This is a genomic window from Stenotrophomonas sp. FBCC-B152 (genome assembly GCF_059134105.1).
Map to the genome: position 1 here is coordinate 2,569,283 of NZ_CP101442.1, position 22,279 is coordinate 2,591,561.

Sequence of the window (22,279 nt, forward strand, 5' to 3'; positions counted from 1 at the left end):
GCCCCCGCGGCGTCCTGCAGGAGGCACTCCGGCCTCCCGCGACTACGCGCCGGGTTGGCCGCGTCCTGTCCTGTCGATGCTACGTGAAATCGGCGGATACGCACATAGGCGTTTCCGACGCAGAAGGTCTCCCGACCAACGGTCGGGAGCTACCGCCGATCAGGCCGTTGGGCCTAATCGGCTTCGTGACAGTCCGCGCGGCGGACTTCTTCGACGAACTTGCGCATCTTGTAGCCGTCCTTGATGCCCGGCTCGGTTTCGATGCCGCTGGAGACGTCCACGCCCCACGGAAGGGTGGCCACGATGGCGTCGAACACGTTGTCCGGGGTGATGCCGCCGGCCAGCAGGAACGGGCGGTGCAGGCCGGTCGGCAGGCGGGTCCAGTCGAAGGCCACGCCGGTGCCACCGCCGCCGCCCGGGGCGTGGCTGTCGAACAGGAAACCGGCCGCGCTGGGGTAGCGCAGCTGCAGCTGGCGGGCGTTGACCTCTTCACGGCCACCCATGGCCACCGCCTTCAGATACGGCATGTTGAAGCTGCGGCAGAAGGATTCATCTTCGTCGCCATGGAACTGCAGCAGGGTCGGCCGCACGGTGCGCAGCACTTCGCGCACCTCTTCCTTGCTGTTGTCGCGGAACAGCGCGACCACGTCCACCATCGGCGCGATCGCCTGGCGCATGGCGCGGGCTTCGGCCGGGGCCACCCGGCGCTTGCTTTCACGGGCGAAGATGAAGCCGACCGCATCCACGCCCAGTTCGCCGGCCAGGCGCACGTCGCCGGCGCGGGTCATGCCGCAGAACTTGATGCGGGTGCGGTAGAAGGAGCGGCTCATAGGGTGACCTCGGCGGGCAGGTGCCAGTTGTCGGGGTACAACGGGCCAACGAATACAAGGCCCTGGGGCGGTGCGGTCGGGCCGGCCACGGTGCGGTCCTGGCCGGCAAGCAGCTCGGCCATCCACGACACCGGCTTTTCCCCACAGCCAATCAGGATCAATGAGCCGACGATATTGCGCACCATGTGATGAAGGAATGCATTGGCCTGAACGCAGACCTCCACGATCTCGCCCTGGCGGGTCACGCTGATGGCCTGCAGCTCGCGGCGGGCGTGAAGGGCCTCGCACTGGGCGCTGCGGAAGGCGCTGAAGTCGTTCTCGCCGAGCAGGGCTTGCCCGGCCTGGTGCATCAGCGCGGCATCGAGCGGCCGGCGCTCCCAGCTCAGGGTCTGCCGGTGCAGCGCCGGGCGGATCTGCCGGTTGAGCAGCCGGTAGCGGTAACGCCGGGCGCGGGCGGAGAAGCGTGCGTGGAAGTCATCGGCCACCGGCACGCACCAGCGCACCGCGATCGAACGCGGCAGCCGGGTGGTGGTGCCCAGGGTCCAGCCGCGCGGGTCACGCTCCACATCGGTATCGAAGTGCACCACCTGGCATTCGCCGTGCACGCCAGCATCGGTGCGCCCGGCACAGACCACCTGGATCGGCGCGGCGGCCACCGATGACAGGGCGTCCTGCAGGCTGGCCTGCACGCTGGGGCAGCCGCTCTCACCGAGCTGCTGCCAGCCCTTGTACTCGCTGCCGTCGTACTCGACGCCCAATGCGTAACGCATGTTCAGAACTTCGCTTCAAATGCAGGAGGGCGGCCGACGCGGATCATCCGAGCCGCGACAGCAGCTCGTGGGCCTGCTGCTGGCTGTGCGGGTCGCCGGCCTGGGCGACCTCGAGCAGCAGGGTGCGGGCGGTTTCGGCATCGCCCAGGTCGAGGTAGGCAATCGCCAGTTCAAGGCGGTCGCGACCCGGTGCACCCAGCGGGGCCGGGTCGTGGTGGACGGGCACGGGAGCTTCCGCCGTCGCCGCAGCGGTGTCCTCGGGGAATTCAAACACGCCACGATAGGACGGCTGGGCCGCCGCTTCGAGCGCATGCGGCGGCACGACATCTTCGGCTGCAACCGGCGCGACCGGCACCACCACCGGGGTGGCAACGGCCTCCTCGACGTCCTGCACCAGGCGGCCCGGCTGCGGCTCAAGGGTGAACACCGGCTCGCGCCGCCCTTGATCCGGTACTTCGGTCTCGGCCAGCACGTAACCCGGCGCGTCGCGCAGGTCGGGCTCGTCAGCGGGCACGTCCTGCTGGGCCGCAAGCTCGTCCACGTAATCGGCGGCGGGAACCGCAGCGGCCAGGCTGGCGGCATCCAGTCCCTCGCGGCGCAGCGGCGGCAACGGCGACGGCTTGCGCCGACGGGCCACGGCCCAGCCGGCCACGATCAGCAGCAGCACCGCCAGGCCGAGCCAGGCCCAGCCGCCACTGCCCGCTTCGCGCGTGGCCGGGGCTTCGCCCAGGCGCTGCTGCGCGGCAGCCAGGTCGGTGTCTTTCATGGCAATCAGCGAGGCCTGCTGCTGCTTGAGCTTCTCCAGTTCGGCCACGCGGTTGCGCAGCTCCTGGATCTCGGCATCGCGGGTAGCCACGTCTTCCTTGGCCTGCCGCAGTTGTTCGTTGCCCAGCATGTCACCCTCGCTGCCGGCAGCGGTGCCGGTGGTTGTACCTGCGTTGTTGTCGGTAGCGGCGACCGCCGGGGCGATCTCCAGGCGTCCACCCGCAGCGGCTGCGGGGGCCGCCGCTGCAGGCGCGGCCGTGGCGGCCGGCGCGGCGGCAACGCCACTGGCGACCGGCTGCGGAATGGCCGAGCGCGACTGGCGCCACTGCGCGGCGTGCTCGCGCACCATGGCGGCGGCCTGGGCGGCATCGACCGGAGCATCGGTACCGGCGCTGCGCAGCACCGCGCCCTGCTTGAGCAGGTTCACGTTGCCACGGATGAAGGCGTCGGGATTGGCACGCAACAGCGCGATCATCGCCTGGTCGCGGCTGATGCCCTGCTCGCGGGCCAAACCGCCGGCAATCTGCGACAGGGTCTGGCCACGCTGCACGGTGATGCTGCCGTCGGCGGCAACGGTCGACGCGGGGGCACTGGCCGCCGGCCGCGACGGCGCGGCTGCGCGTGCGGGCACCGGGCTGGTCCGCGACGGGGTCGGCTCGGCTGCGTCCACCGGTGCCTGCACGGGTGCGGCCTCGGGTTCGCGCACGATGGCGTTGGACATCGCACCGGCCGGCGCGACGATCTCCGGTTCGGCCACGGCCAGCGCACTGTCCGGCGCATCGACCAGCGCCGAATACTCACGGACCAGGCGGCCCTGCCCCCAGTCGGCTTCAATCAGGAAGTTGAGCGACGGCGTGGTCACCGGCGCCTGCGAGCTCACCCGCACCACGGCACGGCCGTTGGCATCGCGGGTCAGCTCGAACTGCAGTTCACTCACCAGCCCGGTCGGGCGTTCCAGCCCGACGCGCGCAAAGGTGACCGGCGAGGCCAGCGCCACCCGCAGGTTTTCCAGCTCGGACGGGTCGGCCGAAATGACCGGGATCTCCGCCAGCAGGGGTTGCCCGGGCTTTGACAGCACCCGGATGTCGCCCAGCCCGAGGGCCATGGCGGAGCTGCTGGCCAGGGCCAGCAGCAGGGTCGAGACATACTTGAGCGGGCGCGATGCGCCCGGAACCCGGTTCTTCATGCGGGCAATATAGCGATTCCCGACCAATACAGCCACGAAGGACGTGGCAGGTACCACGCCCTGCGTGGCACCTCCATCTCAGCCTTCGGCTGCGACCAGCTCGGCCAGCTGCACCGCATTGAGCGCGGCGCCCTTGCGGATGTTGTCCGACACGATCCACAGGTTCAGGCCGCGCGGGTGCGACAGGTCTTCACGGATGCGGCCGACATACACCGCATCGGTGCCCGACGCATGGGTGACCGGGGTCGGGTAACCGCCGGCTTCGTGCTTGTCGACCACTTCCACGCCAGGCGAACGCGACAGCAGCTCGCGCGCCGCATCCGGGGTGACCTTGTCGCGGGTTTCGATGGTGACCGCTTCGGAGTGCCCGTAGAACACCGGCACGCGCACGGCGGTGGGGTTCACCAGGATGCTGTCATCGCCGAGGATCTTGCGGGTTTCCCAGACCAGCTTCATCTCTTCCTTGGTGAAGCCGTTGTCCTGGAAGTCGTCGATGTGCGGGATCAGGTTGAAGGCGATCTGCACCGGGAAGCGCTGCGGGTCGATCTCCTGGAAGCTGAGCAGCTGGCCGGTCTGCTTGCCCAGTTCCTCCAGCGCCGAGCGACCGCCGCCGGACACGGACTGGTAGGTGGCCACGTTGATGCGCTGGATGCCGTACTGGCGGTGCAGCGGGGCCAGCGCGACCAGCATCTGCATGGTGGAGCAGTTCGGGTTGGCGATGATGCCGCGCGGGCGGTTCTTCAGCGCCTCGGGGTTCACTTCGGACACCACCAGCGGCACGTCATCGTCGTAACGGAAGGCCGAGGAGTTGTCGATCACCACCGCACCGGCGGCGGCGAACGTCGGGCCGAATTCCTTGGAGACGCTGCCACCTGCGGAGAACAGCGCGATATCCACGCCGTTCGGGTCGAACGTGGCCAGGTCCTGGACCTTGATCTTCTTCCCGTCGAATTCGATCTCGCCACCGGCCGAACGCGAGGATGCGAGCAGGCTCAGGGTGGCGATCGGGAAGTTGCGTTCGGCCAGGATGGCCAGCATGGTTTCGCCGACGGCGCCGGTGGCACCGACGACTGCGACGTGGAAGCGACGATCTTGATTGCTCATGGGAACCTCATTTGTGTACCGACCAACGGTCGGTACCTACCTTGATGTGAGGTGCCGACCAACGGTCGGTACCTGCCGGATTATTCGGAAACGCAGCGTGGGCTCGGGGAATCTCGCGCAACAGGCGCGCAGATTCCCTATCGTTTTGCGTCTTCGATTTTTTTTGCGGCCACGGCGTCGGCGTTGATCGCGCTGGGCGGGTGGCCGGCCTTGGCGCCCAGGCCGAGCGCGGCCAGCAGGTTGTCCACGGCCAGCTGCACCATCGCCCGGCGCGTGGCCTGGCTGGCGCTGCCGATATGCGGGGTAAGCACGATGTTGTGCAGGGCCAGCAATTCGGGGCGCACGGTCGGTTCGCCTTCGAACACGTCCAGCCCGGCGGCGGCCAGCCGGCCATGCGCCAGTGCATCGGCCAGGGCCAGTTCGTCGACGATGCCGCCACGGGCGATGTTCACCAACGTGGCGGTGGGCTTCATCTTCGCCAGCGCGGCGGCGTCGATGATGTGGTGCGAGGACGGGCTGTACGGCAGCACCAGCACCAGGTGGTCGGCCTGGGCCAGCAGCGTGTCCAGCTCGACGTACTGCGCGCCCACCTCGGCTTCGGTCGCTTCGGGCAGTCGCGAGCGGTTGTGGTACAGCACGCGCATGCCGAAGCCGAGCGCGCCACGGCGGGCAATGCCCTGCCCGATCCGGCCCATGCCGAGGATGCCCAGCGTGCTGCCATGGATGTCGGCACCCAGCATGGTCTGGAACGACCACTGGCCCCACTGGCCGTCGCGCAGCCAGCGTTCGGATTCGGTGATGCGGCGCGCGGTGGCCATCAGCAGCGCGAACCCGAGGTCGGCGGTGGTTTCGGTCAGCACATCCGGGGTGTTGCTGGCCAGGATGCCGGCCGCGCTGAGCGCGCCCACATCCAGGTTGTTGTACCCCACGCCGACGTTGGCGATCGCGCGCAGCTGCGGCGCGTTGGCGATCTCCGCCGCGCCGATGCGCTCGTTGAGGGTGATCAACGCGCCGTCGACCTGGGCCAGCTGTTCGGCCAACATCGCCGGCGTGTAACGGGTGACCTCGTGGGTCATCGCGAGCTCGACATGCTGCCCGAGCTGTTCGATGACGTCATCGAACAGCGGTTGGCTGACCCAGACCCGGGGGCGCGTCTCAGCCATCGATGGAGCCGGGGATGCGCGGCGTGATTTCGCCCACGTCACCGCACTGGGCGCGGTGGCGCAGCGCCTGGTCCATCAGCACCAGCGCCATCATCGCCTCGGCGATGGGCGTGGCGCGGATACCCACGCACGGATCATGGCGGCCGGTGGTGATCACATCGACGGCAGCACCGCTGGCATCCACCGTGGCGCCGGGCAGGCGCAGGCTGGAGGTGGGCTTGAGCACGATCGAGGCGGTGACCTGCTGGCCGGTGGAAATGCCCCCGAGGATGCCGCCGGCATGGTTGCTGGCGAAGCCTTCGGGGGTGATCAGGTCACGGTGTTCGGTGCCCTTCTGCGCGGCGCTGGCAAAGCCGTCGCCGATCTCCACGCCCTTGACCGCGTTGATGCTCATCAGCGCCGAGGCGAGTTCGCCATCGAGCTTGCCGTAGATCGGCTCGCCCCAGCCCGCCGGCACGCCATCGGCGACCACGTTGACGCGCGCGCCGACCGAATCGCCGGACTTGCGCAGCGCGTCCATGTAGCTTTCCAGCGTGGGGACCTGTTCGGCCACCGGCCAGAAGAACGGGTTGTCTTCCACCGCCGACCAGTCATGCCCGGTCGGGGTGATCTCGCCCAGCTGCGACAGGTAACCGCGCACGGTCACCCCGAAGCGCTGCAGCAGCCACTTCTTGGCGATCACGCCGGCGGCCACGCGCATGGTGGTTTCGCGGGCGGACGAACGGCCACCCCCGCGCGGGTCGCGGATGCCGTACTTCTGCCAGTAGCTGTAGTCGGCATGGCCCGGGCGGAACTGCTGGGCGATGTTGCTGTAATCCTTGCTGCGCTGGTCGGTGTTGCGGATCAGCAGTGCAATGGGCGTACCGGTGGTGCGGCCTTCGTACACGCCCGACAGGATCTCGACGTCATCGGCCTCGCGCCGGGCCGAGGTGTGGCGGCTCTTGCCGGTGGCGCGGCGCTGCAGGTCGTGGGCGAATTCGTCGGCACTGATCTCCAGCCCCGGCGGGCAGCCGTCGATCACGCAGCCGATCGCCGGGCCGTGCGATTCGCCGAACGTGGTGACCGAGAGCAGCTTGCCGAAGGTATTGGAGCTCACGGCCGCTGCGCTGCCAGCTCGGTGATGCGGGCGCTGTGGGCGATCAGCTCGCGGCATTCGACCGCGAAGATGCCCATCTGGCCGACCTTGAACTCAACCCAGGCGAAATCGACTTCCGGCAGCAGCTTGACCAGGTGCTGTTCGGATTCACCCACTTCGCAGATCAGCAGGCCGTCTTCGCTCAGGTGCAGCGGGGCGTCGCGCAGGATCTTCAGCACCAGGTCCAGGCCGTCGTCGCCGGCACGCAGGCCCATTTCGGGCTCGTAGGAGTACTCCTGCGGCAGCGCATCGGTTTCGTCGTTGGTGACGTACGGCGGGTTGGTCACGATCAGGTCGTAATGACGGCCGGTCAGGCCGTTGAACAGGTCGGACTTGAGCAGGGTGACGTTGTGCGCCTGCAGGCGCTCCTTGTTCTCTTCGGCCAGGCTCAGCGCGTCGTCGCTCAGGTCCACGCCGTCCACTTCCCAGTTCGGATAATAGTGGCCCATGGCGATGGCAATGCAGCCCGAACCGGTGCACAGGTCCAGCGCGCGGGTGACGTCGCGACCGGCCAGCCACGGCTCGAAGCCGGATTCGATCAGCTCGGCGATCGGCGAGCGCGGCACCAGGGCGCGGGTATCGCTCTTGAAGCTCAGGCCGGCGAACCACGCCTCACCGGTGAGGTACGCGGCCGGGATGCGCTCGTCGATGCGGCGCTGGAACAGGTCCAGCACCTGCAGCTTCTCTTCCCGCAGCACGCGGGCCTGGCCATAGGCCGGGCCCAGGTCGTGCGGCAGGTGCAGCGCGTGCAGGACCAGCTGGGTGGCCTCGTCCAGGGCGTTGTCGTAGCTGTGCCCGAAGGTCAGCCCGGCGGCGTTGAAACGGCTGGTGCCGTAGCGGATCAGGTCGATGATCGTGTGGAGTTCGGCGGCCGTTTCGGCAGTCATGGCAAGGCAACAGACAAAGTGGCCCCAGATTATAGGCGCTGCGGCGCAGCACGGCATCCGTTGCAGCGGAAACGGAAACCGCCGCCCCCCATCCCCTATCATGGAGGCCCCTTCGGGTACGGGCCTTTCATGTTCAATCGCAATGTCGGCATCATCCTGCTCATCGCGCTGGCCGCCGGGCTCGGCCTGGTCGTTGCCCAGAAGGTGTTCGCGCCAACGCCGGCCGGCAACCGCCCGGCCACCGAGTCGATCACCTTCTACCCGCAGCCGCGCCCGCTGCCGGACTTCAACCTGGGCCAGTCCGACGGCACCCGGCTGATTCCCGGCGAGCTCAAGGGCCACTGGACCCTGGTGTTCCTGGGCTTCCTGTCCTGCCCCGACATCTGCCCGACCACCCTGGCCGACCTCGCCCAGGCCCAGAAGCAGTGGGAAACCCTGCCCGAGAGCCTGCGCCCGCGCCTGGTGTTCGTCTCGGTGGACCCCGAGCGCGACACCCCGGCACGGCTGGGCGAATACGTGCACGCCTTCCACAAGGACACCCTGGCCGCCACCGCCGACGTGCCCTCGCTGGAGCGCTTTGCCACCGCGCTGGGCTTCGTGTTCCAGAAGGTGCCGGGCAAGGGTTTCGATGAGAACCCCCAGGATTACACCCTGGAACACTCGGCCAGCCTGGCCGTGCTGGACCCGGACGGCAAGCTGGCCGGCCTGATCCGACCCCCTTTCAACCCGCAGGCCATTGCCCGCGACCTGAACCTGTTGACCGAGAAATCCGCCCCATGAGCCTGACCACCACGCTGAGCTACGCCCTGCCCCACCGCCTGCTGTCGTCGATGGCGCGGCGCCTGGCGTATTCCAGCAACCCGCGGATCTCGCGCTGGCTGATCGACACGGTGACCGAAAAGTTCGGGGTGAACCTGGCCGAAGCGGCCAACCCGGACCCGCGCAGCTACCCCACCTTCAACCAGTTCTTCACCCGCGCGCTCAAGCCGGGCGCGCGCGTACCCGATGCCGGCGCCCGTACCCTGGTGATGCCGGCCGACGGCCGGATCAGCCAGCTGGGCGCCATCGAGGACGGCCGCATCTTCCAGGCCAAGGGCCAGTCGTTCACCGCCGCGGAGCTGCTGGGCGATGCGGCCGATGCCGAGGTGTTCCACCACGGCCTGTTCGCCACCGTGTACCTGTCGCCGAAGGACTACCACCGCGTGCACATGCCGTGGACCGGCACCCTGCGCGAGACCGTACACGTGCCGGGCCGCCTGTTCAGCGTGGGCCCGGCGGCGGTCAACATGGTCCCGGGGCTGTTCGCCCGCAATGAGCGGCTGGTGTGCCACTTCGATACCGACTTCGGCCCGATGGTGCAGGTGATGGTGGGCGCGCTGCTGGTGTCGGGCGTGGAAACGGTATGGGGCGGCGAAGAGATCCCGGCCTATGGCGACACCATCACCCGCAAGGATTACCGCGGCAAGGGCATCACCCTGGAGCGTTTCGCCGAAATGGCGCGCTTCAATTACGGCTCGACGGTGATCGTGCTGCTGCCGCCGGGCGTGGCCGATTTCGCCCCGCACCTGGATGCCGAACATGCCGTGCAGCTCGGCCAGGCATTGGCGACCCTTCGTTGATGAATGAAAAACGCCCCGCATATGCGGGGCGTTTTTTTCAGGCATTGCCCGCGCCGTGCGCGAACTCGACGGGCCCTACATCCATCCCGTCGTAATCTTCCACCCCGTTGGCTTCGGCCAGCGCCTGCAGTTCCTGGTTGCGTACGTCCAGCGAGGCCTCGCTGTGGGTTTCCACCCGCTCCACGTGCAGCACGTGGTACGGCGCTTCATCCTCTTCCAGCTCCGGCTCGAACACCTCGACCACGGTGTAACCCGCCCCCTCCAGCACCTTGGCCAGCCCGTGCAGCGGCTCCGGCGTGGTGTTGACGAAGAAGTAGCCCCACACCAGGTTGCCATTGAGGTCCCAGTCGGTGTTCTCACGGATGTTGGCGAACATCTCGTTGATTGCGGTGATATCCATCAGTGTTCCTCGGAAGTTATTTACCGCAGCCCTGCAGCTTGATCGACTGGCCCTGCCGCAATGCATAGGCCGGGGCCTTGAGCCCGTTGGCCTTCGCCAGTTCGCGCACATCGCAATTGAATTTGTCGGCGATCCGGCCCAGGGTCTCACCCTTGCCCACCTTGTGGCTGCGCACCGGCTTGGCCTTCGGCTTGGGCGCAGGCACCGCCACCGGCGCGGCCGGCGCCGTGGCCACCGGCGTGCTGGCCTGCAGGCCGGCCACCGGCACCACGCTGCCCACCGCCACGTTGCCGGTGTAGCTGGCCGCGGTCGGGCGCACGATGGCCGCGTTGAGATCGGCGGTGATCAGCGTGCGCGCCAGGTCCGCGCGCGGGCCGCTGACGCAGTAGCGGTTGTACAGCCCGGCAATGCGGGTGGTGGCGTTGATGAGGGTACCGGCCGGGATCCAGCCGTCGGCCTCGTAGCGCGGGTTGAGGTTGCGTAGCGCGCGCATGTAGCCGTCGCGGGTGCCGGTGCTGCCCAGGCAGATGGTCAGCTCATAGATGGTGGTGGACTTGGCCAGGCGGATCGTGGCCGGCTGCGCGCTGACCTTGGGGAAGTCCACGCCGTACTGCTGCGGGTGCAGGTAGATCCACGCCGCGGCGATCACCATCGGCACGTAGTCCTTGGTTTCGGCCGGGAACTGGTTGTAGACGCTGTCCACCCAGAAGCTCTGCCCCATGTTCTGGCGATACACACGCCCGGCACGGCCTTCGCCACCGTTGTAGCCGGCCAGCGACAGCTCCACGTTGTTGTTGAGCTCGCGCATGCGCTCGTTGAGGTAGCTGGCACTGGCTTCAGCGGCGCTGCGCGCGTCGAAGCGGGTGTCGAAGCCGGTGCCGTCCGGGCCCAGCCCGAAGCGGCGGCCGGTGGCCGGCATGAACTGCATCAGCCCGGCAGCGCCGGCGCGCGAGGAGGCATGCACGCGGCCGTTGGACTCCTTGGCCATGATCCCGAACAGCAGCGCCTCGGGCAGGCCACGCTTTTCCCACTCCGGCCACATCACCGCGCGCAGGCTCTGGTAGTTCTCGTAGGTGTTCATCAACGCCGGGCGCATGTCGGTCAGCCAGCGGCGGATGCCGGCCTGCACGGCCGGGTTGTACTCGACCATGCTGTCGAAGGCATGGCGCTTGTCGTTGAGCAGGGCGGCGGCGCGCGCGGCCTCGGGCACGTCGGCGGTCAGCGGGCCCACGTGGTCCGGGTCGGCTTCCAGCAGGCCGCCATCGACGGCGATCGCGTCGCTGTCATCGCCATCGCGGGCATCGGCGTTGTTCTTCAGCAGGCGTTTGTAGGTCACCAGCAGGTTGCTGACCTGGCAGCCCTTCTGGGCAATGCAGGCGCTGATCACGTCCTCCATGTCCTCCAGCGCGGCATCGCCTTCGTTCTTGCCCTTGGGGTCGGCGTTGTTGACCAGCACCAGCGCATCGGCATAGCGCTTTTCAGCCGCGGCCATGCGCTGCTCCAGGGCCTCGACCTTGACCTTGTCGCGGGCGGAGACCCGCTGGGCGTGGGCCTCGGGAACGAACGACAGCAGGGAAGCGAGCGCCAACAACGGCCAACCACGGGCAAACAGGACAGGAACGGGCATTTTTGGCACTGTGGGCGAAAGACAGGGCAGAGTAGCCGTGCCACTCGCATCGGGGCAACCCGGTCAGGTGGCCGATACCCGCCGACGTTTAGAATCCTGCCAATTCACATAGCCCGTCCACAGAGCGAGTTGACCATGGATCCGATCCTGCTCGGCAAAGGCATCACCGACGATGTCCCCGTCACCCTGCAACCGAAACTGGGCAACCGCCATGGCCTGGTGGCCGGGGCGACGGGCACGGGCAAGACCGTGACCCTGATGACCCTGGCCGAGGGCTTCTCGCGCATCGGCGTGCCGGTGTTCCTGGCCGACGTGAAGGGCGACGTCTCCGGCCTGGCCGTACCCGGCACGGGCACCGAGGCCCTGCTGCAACGCGCGAAGGACATCGGCGTGGCCGACTACGCGCCGTCCGGCAGCCCCACGATCTTCTGGGACCTGTACGGCAAGCTGGGCCACCCGGTGCGCACCACCGTGAGCGAAATGGGCCCGACCCTGCTGGCGCGCATCCTGGAGCTCAACGACACCCAGTCCGGCGTGTTGGACATCGTGTTCAAGCTGGCCGACGACCGTGGCCTGCTGCTGCTCGACCTGGACGACCTGCGCGCCCTGCTCGGCCTGGTGGCCGACGAACGCAAGGACATCTCCACCGAATACGGCCTGGTCAGCGCGCAGACCGTGGCGGCGATCCAGCGTTCGCTGCTGCGGCTGTCGCAGGACGGCGGCGAGTCGTTCTTCGGCGAGCCGGCGCTGGAGCTGGCCGACCTGATGCGGGTCAACCACGACGGCCGCGGCGTGATCGGCATCCTGGCCGCCGACCAGCTGGTGCTCAAGCCGCGTCTGTACTCGACCTTCCTGCTGTGGCTGCTGTCCGAACTGTTCGAGACACTGCCCGAGGTGGGCGACCTGGACAAGCCCAAGCTGGTCTTCATCTTCGACGAGGCGCACCTGCTGTTCGACGATGCGCCGGCCGCGCTGGTCCAGCGCATCGAGCAGGTGGTGCGGCTGATCCGCTCCAAGGGCGTGGGCGTGTACTTCTGCTCGCAGTTCCCCGACGACGTGCCGGCCAACATCCTGGGCCAGCTGGGCAACCGCGTGCAGCACGCGCTGCGTGCGTTCACCCCGCGCGACCAGAAGGCGGTGAAGATCGCCGCTGAGACGTTCGTCCCCAACCCGAAGCTGGACGTGGTGGCGGCCCTCTCCCAGCTCGGCACCGGTGAGGCGCTGGTGTCCACGCTGCAGGACAAGGGCATTCCCTCGCCCGTGCAGCAGACCCAGATCGCCCCGCCGCGCTGCCGGATGGGCGCGATCACCGAGGCCGAGCGCGCGCAGGTGCGTGCCGGCAGCCCGGTCGGCAGCCGCTACGACACGGCAGTGAACCGCGAATCGGCGGCCGAGCTGCTGGCCCAGCGCGCGGCCAAGGCGGTGGAACAGCCGGATGCACCGAAGGCGCGTACCCGCGAACAGGATGAGCAGCAGGAAGGCGGGTTCGGGCAGTCGATCAAGGATGCGATCTTCGGCACCAAGCGCCGCCAGGGCATGATCGAGACGATGGCCAAGCAGACCACCCGCACCATGGGCACCAAGCTGGGCAACCAGATCGTGCGCGGCATCCTGGGCGGCATTTTCGGCGGCAAGCGCTGACCGATGTCACGTTGGCGTCCCCCCGCGGAAAAAAGCACGGCCCTGATCACCGCACAGGGCCACCAGCGGTTGAAGAGCGAGCTGGACGATCTGTGGCGCGTGCGCCGCCCGGAAGTGGTCAAGGCGTTGGCGGCGGCGGCGGCGGAAGGCGATCGTTCGGAGAATGCCGAGTACACCTACCGCAAGAAGCAGCTGGGCGAGATCGACCGCCGCGTGCGCTACCTGACCAAGCGGCTGGAGTCGCTGCGGGTGGTGGATACCGTGCCGACCGATCCGCAGGCCGTGTTTTTCGGCGCGTGGGTGGAGCTGGAGAACGTGGACAGCGGCGATGTCAGCCGGTATCGCATCGTGGGGCCGGACGAGACCGATGCGGGTGCCGGGTGGATCAGCATCGATTCACCGCTGGCGCGCGCGTTGTTGAAGAAGCGCGTGGACGATGAGTTCGAGGTGGAGTTGCCGAGCGGGCGGACCGGGTTCGCGATCCTGGCGGTGGAGTATCCGGCTGGGTGAGACAGTTACGCCGTTCCTGGTAATGCGTTACCGGGCGGGGGCGGGATACTCCCTGCCCGCTCGGGCTGGACGGAAGTACTCCACCTGCTGGTAAAACGCCTCGTCCTGGTCGGCATGCCAGCCTGGAATACCCATCATCGGCAACGGGCGCAGCTCCAACGGGTCGTTGAGCACGTCGGCACGCGCGATCGCGTGCGCTGCCTGCTCCACCGCCTGCGCGTCATCCGCGCCCTGCACCACCAGGCACTTGCCCACCAGCAACCGTGTCGGCAGCAACGCCTGCTCCATCAACGCGTGCCCAAACACGGCAGCCACGTCGATGTTGCCGTTGCGCCACTGCGCTGCAGCGCCGACGAACAAGGCGTGCCAGTCGTGCCGATTCCATGCCTGCAGCAGCGACGCATCGCGCACCCGCACGATCACCCCGGTTTCGTCGAACTGGGTCAATGCGGCCTGTGCGCGGGTGCGCTGGCCCGGTGGGTTGCGCTCGATGTCCTGGCATTGGCGTGCATTGAGCGCGCCCTTCACTGCCGGGTAGCGCGCCCACACCAGGGCATTGAACAGGTCATGCCAGTTGCACGGACGCGTGGCGATCTGGCCGCATGCGATGCGCCGCTCGTAGTGCAGGCCATCGGCCAGCAGCGCATCGTCCTGTTCGACCAGCTGTCTGCCGGCCACGCCCAGCCGCTGGTCCAGCGCGCCGATCTCCGGCCACTCTGCAGCCACCATCAGGTCATGGTACGCGCCGAACGCAGCAAACAGCGGATGGGCGAAGCACGCCCGATCCACGTCCGCGCGCGCCGGCGCGATGAAACGCCGGCGGCCGACCGCCCCGGGGGCGGCCGCGCCGGTCACAGTACCTTGAGGTCGAGCAGCTTCTTCGCCGCGCTCTCGTCGATCAACGCGTCGCCGTAGAGGTCGTGGTCGTCGCTCTCGGTGATTTCCACGTCCACGAACTGGCCGATGCGAAGCCTGGCTTCATCGGCGTTCTGGATATGCACCAGGCCGTCGATCTCCGGCGCGTCGGCCTTGGAACGGGCCACGGCGATGCCGTCTTCGATCACATCGACCAGGCACTGCTGCACCGTGCCGATCTTGGCTTCCAGGCGCGCAGCGGAAATCTCGGCCTGGCGGGCCATGAAGCGCGCCAGTCGTTCCTGCTTCACTTCCTCGGGCACCGCGCCGGGCAGGTCGTTGGCGGTGGCGCCGGTGACCGGCGAATACGCGAATGCGCCCACGCGATCCAGCTGCGCCTCATCCAGGAACGACAGCAGTTCTTCGAACTCGGCCTCGGTCTCGCCCGGGAAGCCGACGATGAAGGTCGAGCGCACGGTGATGTCCGGGCACAGCTGGCGCCAGCGCTGCACGCGCTCCAGGGTCTTGTCGACCGCGCCGGGCCGCTTCATCAGCTTGAGGATGCGCGGGCTGGCGTGCTGGAACGGAATGTCCAGGTACGGCAGGATCCGGTTTTCGGCCATCAGCGGCACCACGTCGTCCACGTGCGGGTACGGGTACACGTAGTGCATGCGGGTCCAGGCATCGAGCTCGGACAGGCCTTCGCACAGCGACTTCATGCGGGTCTGGTAGGCCTTGTCGCGCCACATCCGCTCGGCGTACTTGACGTCCACGCCGTAGGCCGAGGTGTCCTGCGACACCACCAGCAGTTCCTTCACCCCGCCACGCACCAGCCGCTCGGCTTCGCGCAGCACTTCATCGACCGGGCGCGAGACCAGCTTGCCGCGCATCGAGGGAATGATGCAGAAGCTGCAATGGTGGTTGCAGCCTTCGGAAATCTTCAGGTAGGCGTAGTGGCGCGGGGTCAGCTTGATGCCGTAGTCCGGAACCAGGTCAACGAACGGGTCATGCTTGGGCGGCAGCGCGGCGTGCACCGCCTCCATCACGCTGGTGTAGTCCTGCGGGCCGGACACCGCCAGCACGTCCGGGTACGCCTTGCGGATTTCTTCCGGGCGCTTGCCCAGGCAGCCGGTGACGATCACCTTGCCGTTGGCGTTCATCGCCTCGCCGATCGCGTCCAATGACTCGGTCACCGCCGAATCGATGAAGCCGCAGGTGTTGACCACCACCACGTCGGCCGAATCGTAGGAGGGAACGATGTCGTAGCCCTCGGCCCGCAGCTGGGTGAGGATGCGCTCGGAATCGACAAGGGCCTTCGGGCAGCCAAGGCTGACGAAGCCGACTTTGGGGTTCAGCTGGGACATGGATCGCGGGACTCTGGGGGCCTGGGCCCACGCCGGAATGGCGCGGGGACCTGGGGCCGGAAACGGCGGCAAGTATACCGGCGTTGTGGCCCAAGCCCTGAATGCCCGCGACACCCCGCTAACCTGCAACACGCCGATAATGAACGCCTGAACCAACAGGAGTCTGGCAATGGGTGAGTGGGTCACGCTTGATACGCATCACGGTCCGGTCCGGGCCTGGCAGGCCACGCCGGAGGGCAAGCCGCGCGGGGGCCTGGTGGTCATCCAGGAGATCTTCGGCACCAACGCGCACATCCGCGAGGTGGCCGAGCGCTTTGCCGCCCAGGGTTACGCGGTGCTGGCACCGTCCTTCTTCGACCTGATCGATGGCACCGAGGCCGATCCCGACGCCCTGCCTTACGACCCGGAGGGGGTGAAGCAGGGCCTGGAGCATGTGAACGCGCTGGGCGTGGAAAAGGCGCTGGAAGTGGTCCGCGCCGCCGCCTCACGGCTGGCCCCGGCCGGCAAGGTCGGCACCGTGGGCTACTGCTGGGGCGGCAGCATCGCCCTGCTCTCGGCGCTGCGCCTGGGCCTGCCGTCGGTGAGCTACTACGGCGCGCGCAACGTCCAGTTCCTGGATGAGACGCCCAAGGCGCCGGTCATGTTCCACTTCGGCGCGCAGGACAAGAGCATCCCCCCGGAGGCCATCGAGGCGCATCGGAAAAAAATGCCCAAGATGGAAACCTTCGTCTACCCGGCCGACCACGCCTTTAACCGCAGCGTCGGACATGCGTATGATCCAGACAGCGCCGAGCTGGCGCTGAAACGCACCCTTGCCTTCTTTGCGGAGCATCTTGGATGAGCGATTTCGAACTGGATTCACGCCTGGCCGCCAACAGTGTGCTGGTGGACCAAGGCCCGTTGTCGCAAGTGCGGTTGATGAACGACGAACGTTACCCGTGGCTGGTGCTGGTGCCGCGCGTGACCGGCATCACTGAATGGCTGGAGCTGGACGGCCACCAGCAGGACCAGCTGCGCACCGAATTGAACCGATGCTGCCGGGCGCTCAAGGGCACCGACGGGGTCCAGAAGATTAACTTCGCCACGTTGGGCAACATCGTGCCGCAGCTGCACTTCCACGTGGTCGGCCGGCATGTCGGCGATCCGGCGTGGCCGGCGCCGGTGTGGGGCCATGGCCAGGCCCACCCGTTCGACGAGGCCGTGCTGCAGGAGCGTGTCGCGATGTGGAAGGAACGGCTAGGATATTCGCCCCAGCCCTAAGCGGACCCTGCCCCTGATGCGCTCCAACCTTGTCGCCGCCATCGTCCTGATCCTCGTCGGCCTGTTCCTGCTGGCCAGCAACCTGGGCTGGACCAACATGAACCTGGGTCGCCTGATCCTTACCTGGTGGCCGGTGATCCTGGTGGCAGTGGGAATCGGGTTGCTGTTCGGACGCGGGAAATAACCCAATATAAAAGCGCGGAGCGATCCGCGCTTTTTTCATGTGCCCGACCGCTCAGGTGCGCGGCAGGGTGACCCCGGTCTGGCCCTGGTACTTGCCGCCGCGATCCTTGTACGAGGTCTCGCAGATGTCGTCGCTGTCAGCCTGGAAGAACAGCATCTGGGCCACGCCTTCGTTGGCGTAGATGCGCGCCGGCAGCGGCGTGGTGTTGCTGAATTCCAGGGTCACGTGGCCTTCCCACTCCGGTTCCAGCGGGGTCACGTTGACGATGATGCCGCAGCGCGCGTAGGTACTCTTGCCCAGGCACACCACCAGGGTGTCGCGCGGAATGCGGAAGTACTCCACCGTGCGCGCCAGCGCGAAGCTGTTGGGCGGGATGATGCACTCGTCGCCCACGATGTCCACGAAGCTGCCCGGGTCGAAGTGCTTGGGGTCGACGATGGTGGAGTTGATGTTGGTGAACACCTTGAACTCGCGCGAGCAGCGCACGTCGTAACCGTAGCTGGAAGTGCCGTAGCTGACGATGCGCTGGCCGTTGGCCTGCTTGACCTGGCCGGCCTCGAACGGCTCGATCATGGCCTGCTGCTCGGACATGCGGCGGATCCAACGGTCACTCTTGATGCTCATGGGCGGTCCTGGGTGCGGGAATGGGCGATTCTAAAGCGATCAGAGCAGCGAAGACAGGATCGGAATGCTGGCGCGCGGGCGCTTGGCCACCTCCTCCACCAGCCGTTCGGCGGCACGCAGGTAAGCCTGCGCGGCCGGCGATTCCGGGGCGGCGGCGGTGATCGGGGTGCCGGCATCGCCCTGCTCGCGGATGCCGATATCCAGCGGCAGCGAGCCCAGCAGCGGCACGCCGTACTGCGCGGCCATGCGTTCGCCACCACCATCGCCGAACAGGTGTTCGATGTGGCCGCAGTTGCTGCAGGTGTGCACGGCCATGTTCTCGACAATGCCCAGCACCGGCACCTCGACCTTCTCGAACATCTTCAGCGCCTTCTTCGCATCCAGCGTGGCGATGTCCTGAGGGGTGGTCACGATCACCGCGCCGGCCAGCGGAATCTTCTGGGTCAGGGTCAGCTGGATGTCACCGGTGCCCGGCGGCAGGTCGATCAGCAGGTAATCCAGGTCATCCCAGAGGGTGTCGTTGAAGAACTGGGTCATGGCCGAGGTGGCCATCGGACCGCGCCAGATCATCGGCGTCTCGTCTTCGATCAGGTAACCGATCGACATGGTTTCCACGCCAAACGCGCGCAGCGGTTCGATCGATTTGTTGTCCGGGCTTTCCGGGCGGCCGCTCAGGCCCAGCATCATCGGCACGCTGGGGCCGTAGATGTCGGCATCCAGCAGCCCGACCCGGGCACCCAGGCGGGCCAGCGCCACGGCCAGGTTCACCGCCGTGGTGGATTTGCCCACCCCGCCCTTGCCCGACCCGACCGCGATCACGTTGCGGACGCGCGGATGAAGGGTCAGGCCCTTCTGCACCTGGCTGGCATGGGGACGTCGAGACGGGCTGGCACTCACTGCGGGAACTCCGGAAAAGCCGAACGGGACAGCCCGCCACTATACAGGGCGCGCCTGCGTCGCCCGGCCGTTGTCCCGCCCTGTCCTGGTGCTGTCCCGGAGTCGATGTTGACGCCATCGACAGGTCAGGAACGGATTCCGTGGTGCGATGCGGCCAAAAAATGAACCGTGCATCCGTCACAGTACGGAGGAAATGGTTTCATCGAAAACCATTATTAAACCTTTACGTTTCAATACTTTAAAGCGCAAATGAGAACGAAAGCTTGCCTTTGCCTATCTTGTCTTTATGACCTCTTGATGAACAGTTGACAGCGCGCGTTAAGGCCGTGTTAACCTCGAATCATCAGCTCGTGAAGCTGGTGAACAGGGGGCAGTCACTGCCAAGACCTGATCCGAGGGCACACGGAGACGCCTGCTGGTCCATGTCACCGGTGTTTGACGCAATCGATCGTTCCAAGGGGATCCACACATGATGAATCGCAAGTCGCTCAGCCGTAATCCGCTGAGCTTCGCCCTGGCCACCGCGATGGTGTTCGCGGCTTCGGCACCGGTGTTCGCACAGGACAGCACGGCGACCGAGACGGCTGAAGAAGCCGCCGCCAAGGCCAAGACCACCACGAACTTCGACACCGTGACCGTGACCGGTTCGCGCATCAGCAAGGACACCTTCAACTCGGTGTCGCCGGTGCAGGTCGTGACCCGCCAGGAATCGACCCTGGCCGGCTTCAACTCCACCACCGACATCCTGCAGAGCACCGCGGTCACCGCCGGCGCCTCGCAGATCAACAACGCGTACGGCGGCTACGTCACCGACGGCGGCCCGGGTGCCAATACCCTGGGTCTGCGCGGCCTCGGCCCGACCCGTACCCTGATCCTGCTGAACGGCCGCCGCGTGGCGCCGGCCGGTTCGCGTGGCGCGGTCGGCTCGGCCGACCTCAACGTGCTGCCGAACGCGATCGTGGACCGCATCGAAATCCTGAAGGACGGCGCGTCGTCAATCTACGGCTCCGACGCGGTGGCCGGCGTCATCAACATCATCACCAAGACCAAGGTCGATGGCGTTTCGTTCGAAGCGCAGCACAACGCCACCGACGGAGGTGGCGGCGACCAGCGCCGTTACTCGATCATGTTCGGCACCACCGGCGAGCGTTCGCACTTCTCCGGTTCGTACGAGTACTACACCCGTAACGACCTGAGCCTGCGCGACCGCGAATGGACCCGCTGCGCCACCGACAAGTACCGCGACATCGACGTGGGCGACTACTGGGGCAGCGGCGACTTCATCGACCCGCTGACCGGCAAGTCCAAGTGCTACACGCTGGATGCCGGCGGCGTCACCATCAACACCATCGGCACCAACACCCGCGCCGGCGTTGCCGCTCCGGGTACCAGTGGCACCCGCTTCAACCGCTGGCGCCCGAATGCGGCCGTCACCACCGGCCTGGTCGGTTTCGAAGGCGTGAGCACCTACTCGCGCGATACCTTCGACGACGCCATGCTGAACCAGTCGCTGATCTCGCCGGCCAAGACCCACACCCTGTTCTTCCAGGGCGGCGTGGACATCGGCGTGCTGGGTGATGCCGAGCTGTACTACGAGTTCCTGGGCAACAAGCGCAAGTCCACCCAGACCGGCTACCGCCAGCTCTCGCTGGACTACGCAGTGGGCAGCCCGCTGATCCCGGCCAACCTGCGCGACAGCGTCGCCGGCCCGGCGACCAACCTGACCAATGGCCAGCCCATGGGCGTGCGCGCCTTCATCGGGTTCGGCAATGACCAGAGCAAGCAGAACGTCGATTACTACCGCTTCAACGCCGGCCTGCGTGGCAACCTGGGCTCGGAGTGGAAGTACGACTTCAACGTGATGCATTCGGACAACAACGCCGATTACACCTTCCAGAGCTTCCTGACCAGCCGCCTGGCGCAGAGCCTGAACGTGGTGTCCAACGGTGCCGGCGGCTACTCGTGCGTCGACCCGTCCAACGGCTGCATCGCGGCCCCGGCGCTGAACACCAACACCATTGGTGGCAACCTGCCGTCCGACTGGAAGAACTGGGTGTTCGTGCCGGTCACCGGCAACACCAAGTACAAGGAAGACACGGTCAACTTCAACGTCAACGGCCCGTTGTTCGACATGCCGCAGGGCACCGCCGCCGGTGCGTTCGGCGTGGAGTACCGCAAGGCCAAGATCGACGACAGCCCCTCGCAGTACTCGATCGACGGCGACCTGTTCAACCTGACCTCGGCCGCCCCGACCCGCGGCAGCGACTCGGTGATCGAAGCCTACGGCGAACTGGAACTGCCGCTGCTGTCGGGCGTCACCGCCGCCGAAGAGCTGACGGTCAACCTGTCCGGCCGTTACACCGATTACAAGTCCTACGGTTCGGATGAGACCTACAAGATCGGCGGCCTGTGGACCCCGGTGAAGTGGCTGTCGTTCCGCGCGTCCTACGGCACTTCCTACCGCGCCCCGGCGCTGTACGAACAGTTCCTGGGCGGCACCACCGGCTTCCTGGGCAGCACCTCCGATCCCTGCAACGAATACGGCGATCGTGATCCGTCCTCGCTGCGCTACCAGAACTGCGCCTCGCTGGGCCTGCCGACCGACTTCACCGCCACCTCGGGCGTGACCGTGATCACCCAGGGTGGTGCGGAAACCGGCCTGAAGGCGGAAACGTCCACCGCCAAGACCCTCGGCATGGTGCTGCAGCCGGAGTTCGGCAGTGGCTTCGGTGACCTGTCCTTCGCTGTCGATTACTTCGACATCAAGGTCGAGAACGGCGTGCAGGACGCGGGCGGCGCCGGCATCCTGGCCGCGTGCTACGGCAGCTCCACCGCCGACTTCACCGCCGGCAACGGCCTGTGCCGCCTGGTCGACCGCAACCCGCTGACCAACGCGCTGACCGTCACCAACGGCTTCATCAACGTGTCCACCGACAAGGTGCGCGGCCTGGACTTCACCCTGCGTTATGTCCGCGACATCGGGCCGGGCGAATTCCGCACCACCACCCAGTTCACCCACTACATCGAACAGTCCAGCAAGATCTTCCCGGACGATCCACTGGTGAACTACGCGGGCATGCTGCGCAACCCGAAGAACACCGCCACGATGGACCTGGCGTACAAGTGGAAGGAATGGCAGGTCCGCTACGGTATCGACTGGACCGACAAGATGGACAGCTACGCCTACTACGAGGCCAACAACCCGGGCCTGTTCGACCCGGCGACCTCGCCGTACAAGATCTACACCCCGAACTACTTCCTGCAGTCGTTCTCGGTGCAGTACGACGCGGACAAGTGGTCGGTCACCGGCGGCGTGCGCAACCTGGCGGACAAGGAACCGCCGACCATTTCCCAGGGTGTGTACAACACCGTCGGCAATGCGTTGCTGTACAGCGGCTTTGATTACTGGGGTCGCCAGTACTTCCTGAACGTCACCTACTCGTTCTGATCCCGCTTCG

General features: G+C 67.1%; 21 protein-coding genes. 8 read left to right on the top strand and 13 right to left on the bottom strand.

Features of this window, described 5'->3' with window-relative positions; translation table 11 throughout:
• Window positions 1–173: 173 nt before the first annotated feature.
• The 7 genes from NMB40_RS11975 to prmB form a co-directional block, all read right to left on the bottom strand.
• Window positions 174–830 (bottom strand): phosphoribosylanthranilate isomerase, encoded by a 657-nt coding sequence (locus tag NMB40_RS11975; RefSeq protein ID WP_282245681.1) that lies wholly within the window; start codon window positions 828–830, stop codon window positions 174–176.
• A complete protein-coding gene (gene truA, locus NMB40_RS11980) occupies window positions 827–1,600 on the bottom strand; it encodes a tRNA pseudouridine(38-40) synthase TruA (protein ID WP_494358527.1) in 774 nt (257 codons plus the stop codon). The genes NMB40_RS11975 and truA overlap by 4 nt, the downstream gene beginning before the upstream one ends.
• Before the next feature lie 43 nt (window positions 1,601–1,643).
• Window positions 1,644–3,551 carry a type IV pilus assembly protein FimV gene (locus tag NMB40_RS11985; RefSeq protein ID WP_494358528.1) on the bottom strand — a complete coding sequence of 636 codons (1,908 nt, stop codon included), beginning with the start codon at window positions 3,549–3,551 and terminating at the stop codon, window positions 1,644–1,646.
• A gap of 78 nt (window positions 3,552–3,629) precedes the next feature.
• Window positions 3,630–4,655 carry an aspartate-semialdehyde dehydrogenase gene (locus NMB40_RS11990; protein ID WP_494358529.1) on the bottom strand — a complete coding sequence of 342 codons (1,026 nt, stop codon included), beginning with the start codon at window positions 4,653–4,655 and terminating at the stop codon, window positions 3,630–3,632.
• Between the two features lie 137 nt (window positions 4,656–4,792).
• Window positions 4,793–5,818, bottom strand: coding sequence for a 2-hydroxyacid dehydrogenase (locus NMB40_RS11995; protein ID WP_494358530.1), 1,026 nt, complete (start codon window positions 5,816–5,818; stop codon window positions 4,793–4,795).
• Window positions 5,811–6,914 (bottom strand): chorismate synthase, encoded by a 1,104-nt coding sequence (gene aroC, locus NMB40_RS12000; protein ID WP_494358531.1) that lies wholly within the window; start codon window positions 6,912–6,914, stop codon window positions 5,811–5,813. The genes NMB40_RS11995 and aroC overlap by 8 nt, the downstream gene beginning before the upstream one ends.
• Window positions 6,911–7,840 (bottom strand): 50S ribosomal protein L3 N(5)-glutamine methyltransferase, encoded by a 930-nt coding sequence (gene prmB, locus NMB40_RS12005; protein WP_494358532.1) that lies wholly within the window; start codon window positions 7,838–7,840, stop codon window positions 6,911–6,913. Before prmB ends, aroC begins: the two co-directional genes overlap by 4 nt.
• 129 nt (window positions 7,841–7,969) lie before the next feature.
• Here prmB and NMB40_RS12010 point away from each other — a divergent pair, with 129 nt between their 5' ends.
• A complete protein-coding gene (locus tag NMB40_RS12010; protein ID WP_282246614.1) occupies window positions 7,970–8,620 on the top strand; it encodes an SCO family protein in 651 nt (216 codons plus the stop codon).
• On the top strand, window positions 8,617–9,459 hold the full coding sequence (asd, locus tag NMB40_RS12015) for an archaetidylserine decarboxylase (protein WP_494358533.1): 843 nt from the start codon (window positions 8,617–8,619) through the stop codon (window positions 9,457–9,459). Before NMB40_RS12010 ends, asd begins: the two co-directional genes overlap by 4 nt.
• 37 nt (window positions 9,460–9,496) lie before the next feature.
• Here the strand turns inward: asd and NMB40_RS12020 are convergent, their stop codons facing one another.
• Together NMB40_RS12020 and NMB40_RS12025 are read right to left on the bottom strand one after the other, a co-directional pair.
• Window positions 9,497–9,859, bottom strand: coding sequence for a ribonuclease E inhibitor RraB (locus NMB40_RS12020; RefSeq protein ID WP_494358534.1), 363 nt, complete (start codon window positions 9,857–9,859; stop codon window positions 9,497–9,499).
• A 16-nt stretch (window positions 9,860–9,875) separates the two neighbouring features.
• Window positions 9,876–11,486 carry a transglycosylase SLT domain-containing protein gene (locus NMB40_RS12025; RefSeq protein WP_494358535.1) on the bottom strand — a complete coding sequence of 537 codons (1,611 nt, stop codon included), beginning with the start codon at window positions 11,484–11,486 and terminating at the stop codon, window positions 9,876–9,878.
• Window positions 11,487–11,621: 135 nt separating this feature from the next.
• On the opposite strand from NMB40_RS12025, the gene NMB40_RS12030 reads away from it, so the two are divergent.
• Window positions 11,622–13,127 (top strand): helicase HerA-like domain-containing protein, encoded by a 1,506-nt coding sequence (locus NMB40_RS12030; protein WP_282246618.1) that lies wholly within the window; start codon window positions 11,622–11,624, stop codon window positions 13,125–13,127.
• A 3-nt stretch (window positions 13,128–13,130) separates the two neighbouring features.
• Complete coding sequence (greB, locus tag NMB40_RS12035) at window positions 13,131–13,637, top strand: transcription elongation factor GreB (RefSeq protein ID WP_494358536.1); 507 nt, start codon at window positions 13,131–13,133, stop codon at window positions 13,635–13,637.
• Between the two features lie 27 nt (window positions 13,638–13,664).
• Here greB and NMB40_RS12040 read toward each other — a convergent pair whose 3' ends face one another.
• Window positions 13,665–14,492 (bottom strand): DUF3025 domain-containing protein, encoded by an 828-nt coding sequence (locus NMB40_RS12040; protein ID WP_494358537.1) that lies wholly within the window; start codon window positions 14,490–14,492, stop codon window positions 13,665–13,667.
• Window positions 14,489–15,856, bottom strand: a complete 1,368-nt coding sequence (gene rimO, locus NMB40_RS12045; protein WP_494358538.1) for a 30S ribosomal protein S12 methylthiotransferase RimO — start codon at window positions 15,854–15,856, stop codon at window positions 14,489–14,491. Before rimO ends, NMB40_RS12040 begins: the two co-directional genes overlap by 4 nt.
• A gap of 169 nt (window positions 15,857–16,025) precedes the next feature.
• Between rimO and NMB40_RS12050 the strand changes: the two genes are divergently transcribed.
• The 3 genes from NMB40_RS12050 to NMB40_RS12060 are packed head-to-tail and all read left to right on the top strand — an operon-like array spanning window position 16,026 to window position 17,300.
• Window positions 16,026–16,697: a dienelactone hydrolase family protein gene (locus NMB40_RS12050; protein WP_494358539.1), complete on the top strand. Its 672-nt coding sequence runs from the start codon at window positions 16,026–16,028 to the stop codon at window positions 16,695–16,697.
• The gene (locus tag NMB40_RS12055; protein ID WP_282246623.1) at window positions 16,694–17,116 is read left to right on the top strand and encodes an HIT domain-containing protein; all 423 of its coding nucleotides are present in this window, start codon (window positions 16,694–16,696) and stop codon (window positions 17,114–17,116) included. Before NMB40_RS12050 ends, NMB40_RS12055 begins: the two co-directional genes overlap by 4 nt.
• 16 nt (window positions 17,117–17,132) lie before the next feature.
• Entirely contained in the window at window positions 17,133–17,300 is a 168-nt protein-coding gene (locus tag NMB40_RS12060) for a LiaI-LiaF-like domain-containing protein (protein WP_093533394.1), read from the top strand.
• 51 nt (window positions 17,301–17,351) lie between these two features.
• Here NMB40_RS12060 and dcd read toward each other — a convergent pair whose 3' ends face one another.
• Together dcd and apbC are read right to left on the bottom strand one after the other, a co-directional pair.
• Complete coding sequence (dcd, locus tag NMB40_RS12065) at window positions 17,352–17,924, bottom strand: dCTP deaminase (protein WP_282246624.1); 573 nt, start codon at window positions 17,922–17,924, stop codon at window positions 17,352–17,354.
• 39 nt (window positions 17,925–17,963) lie between these two features.
• Complete coding sequence (gene apbC / locus NMB40_RS12070; RefSeq protein WP_068853486.1) at window positions 17,964–18,821, bottom strand: iron-sulfur cluster carrier protein ApbC; 858 nt, start codon at window positions 18,819–18,821, stop codon at window positions 17,964–17,966.
• A gap of 469 nt (window positions 18,822–19,290) precedes the next feature.
• On the opposite strand from apbC, the gene NMB40_RS12075 reads away from it, so the two are divergent.
• Window positions 19,291–22,269, top strand: coding sequence for a TonB-dependent receptor plug domain-containing protein (locus NMB40_RS12075; protein ID WP_494358540.1), 2,979 nt, complete (start codon window positions 19,291–19,293; stop codon window positions 22,267–22,269).
• The last annotated feature ends 10 nt before the right edge of the window (window positions 22,270–22,279 follow it).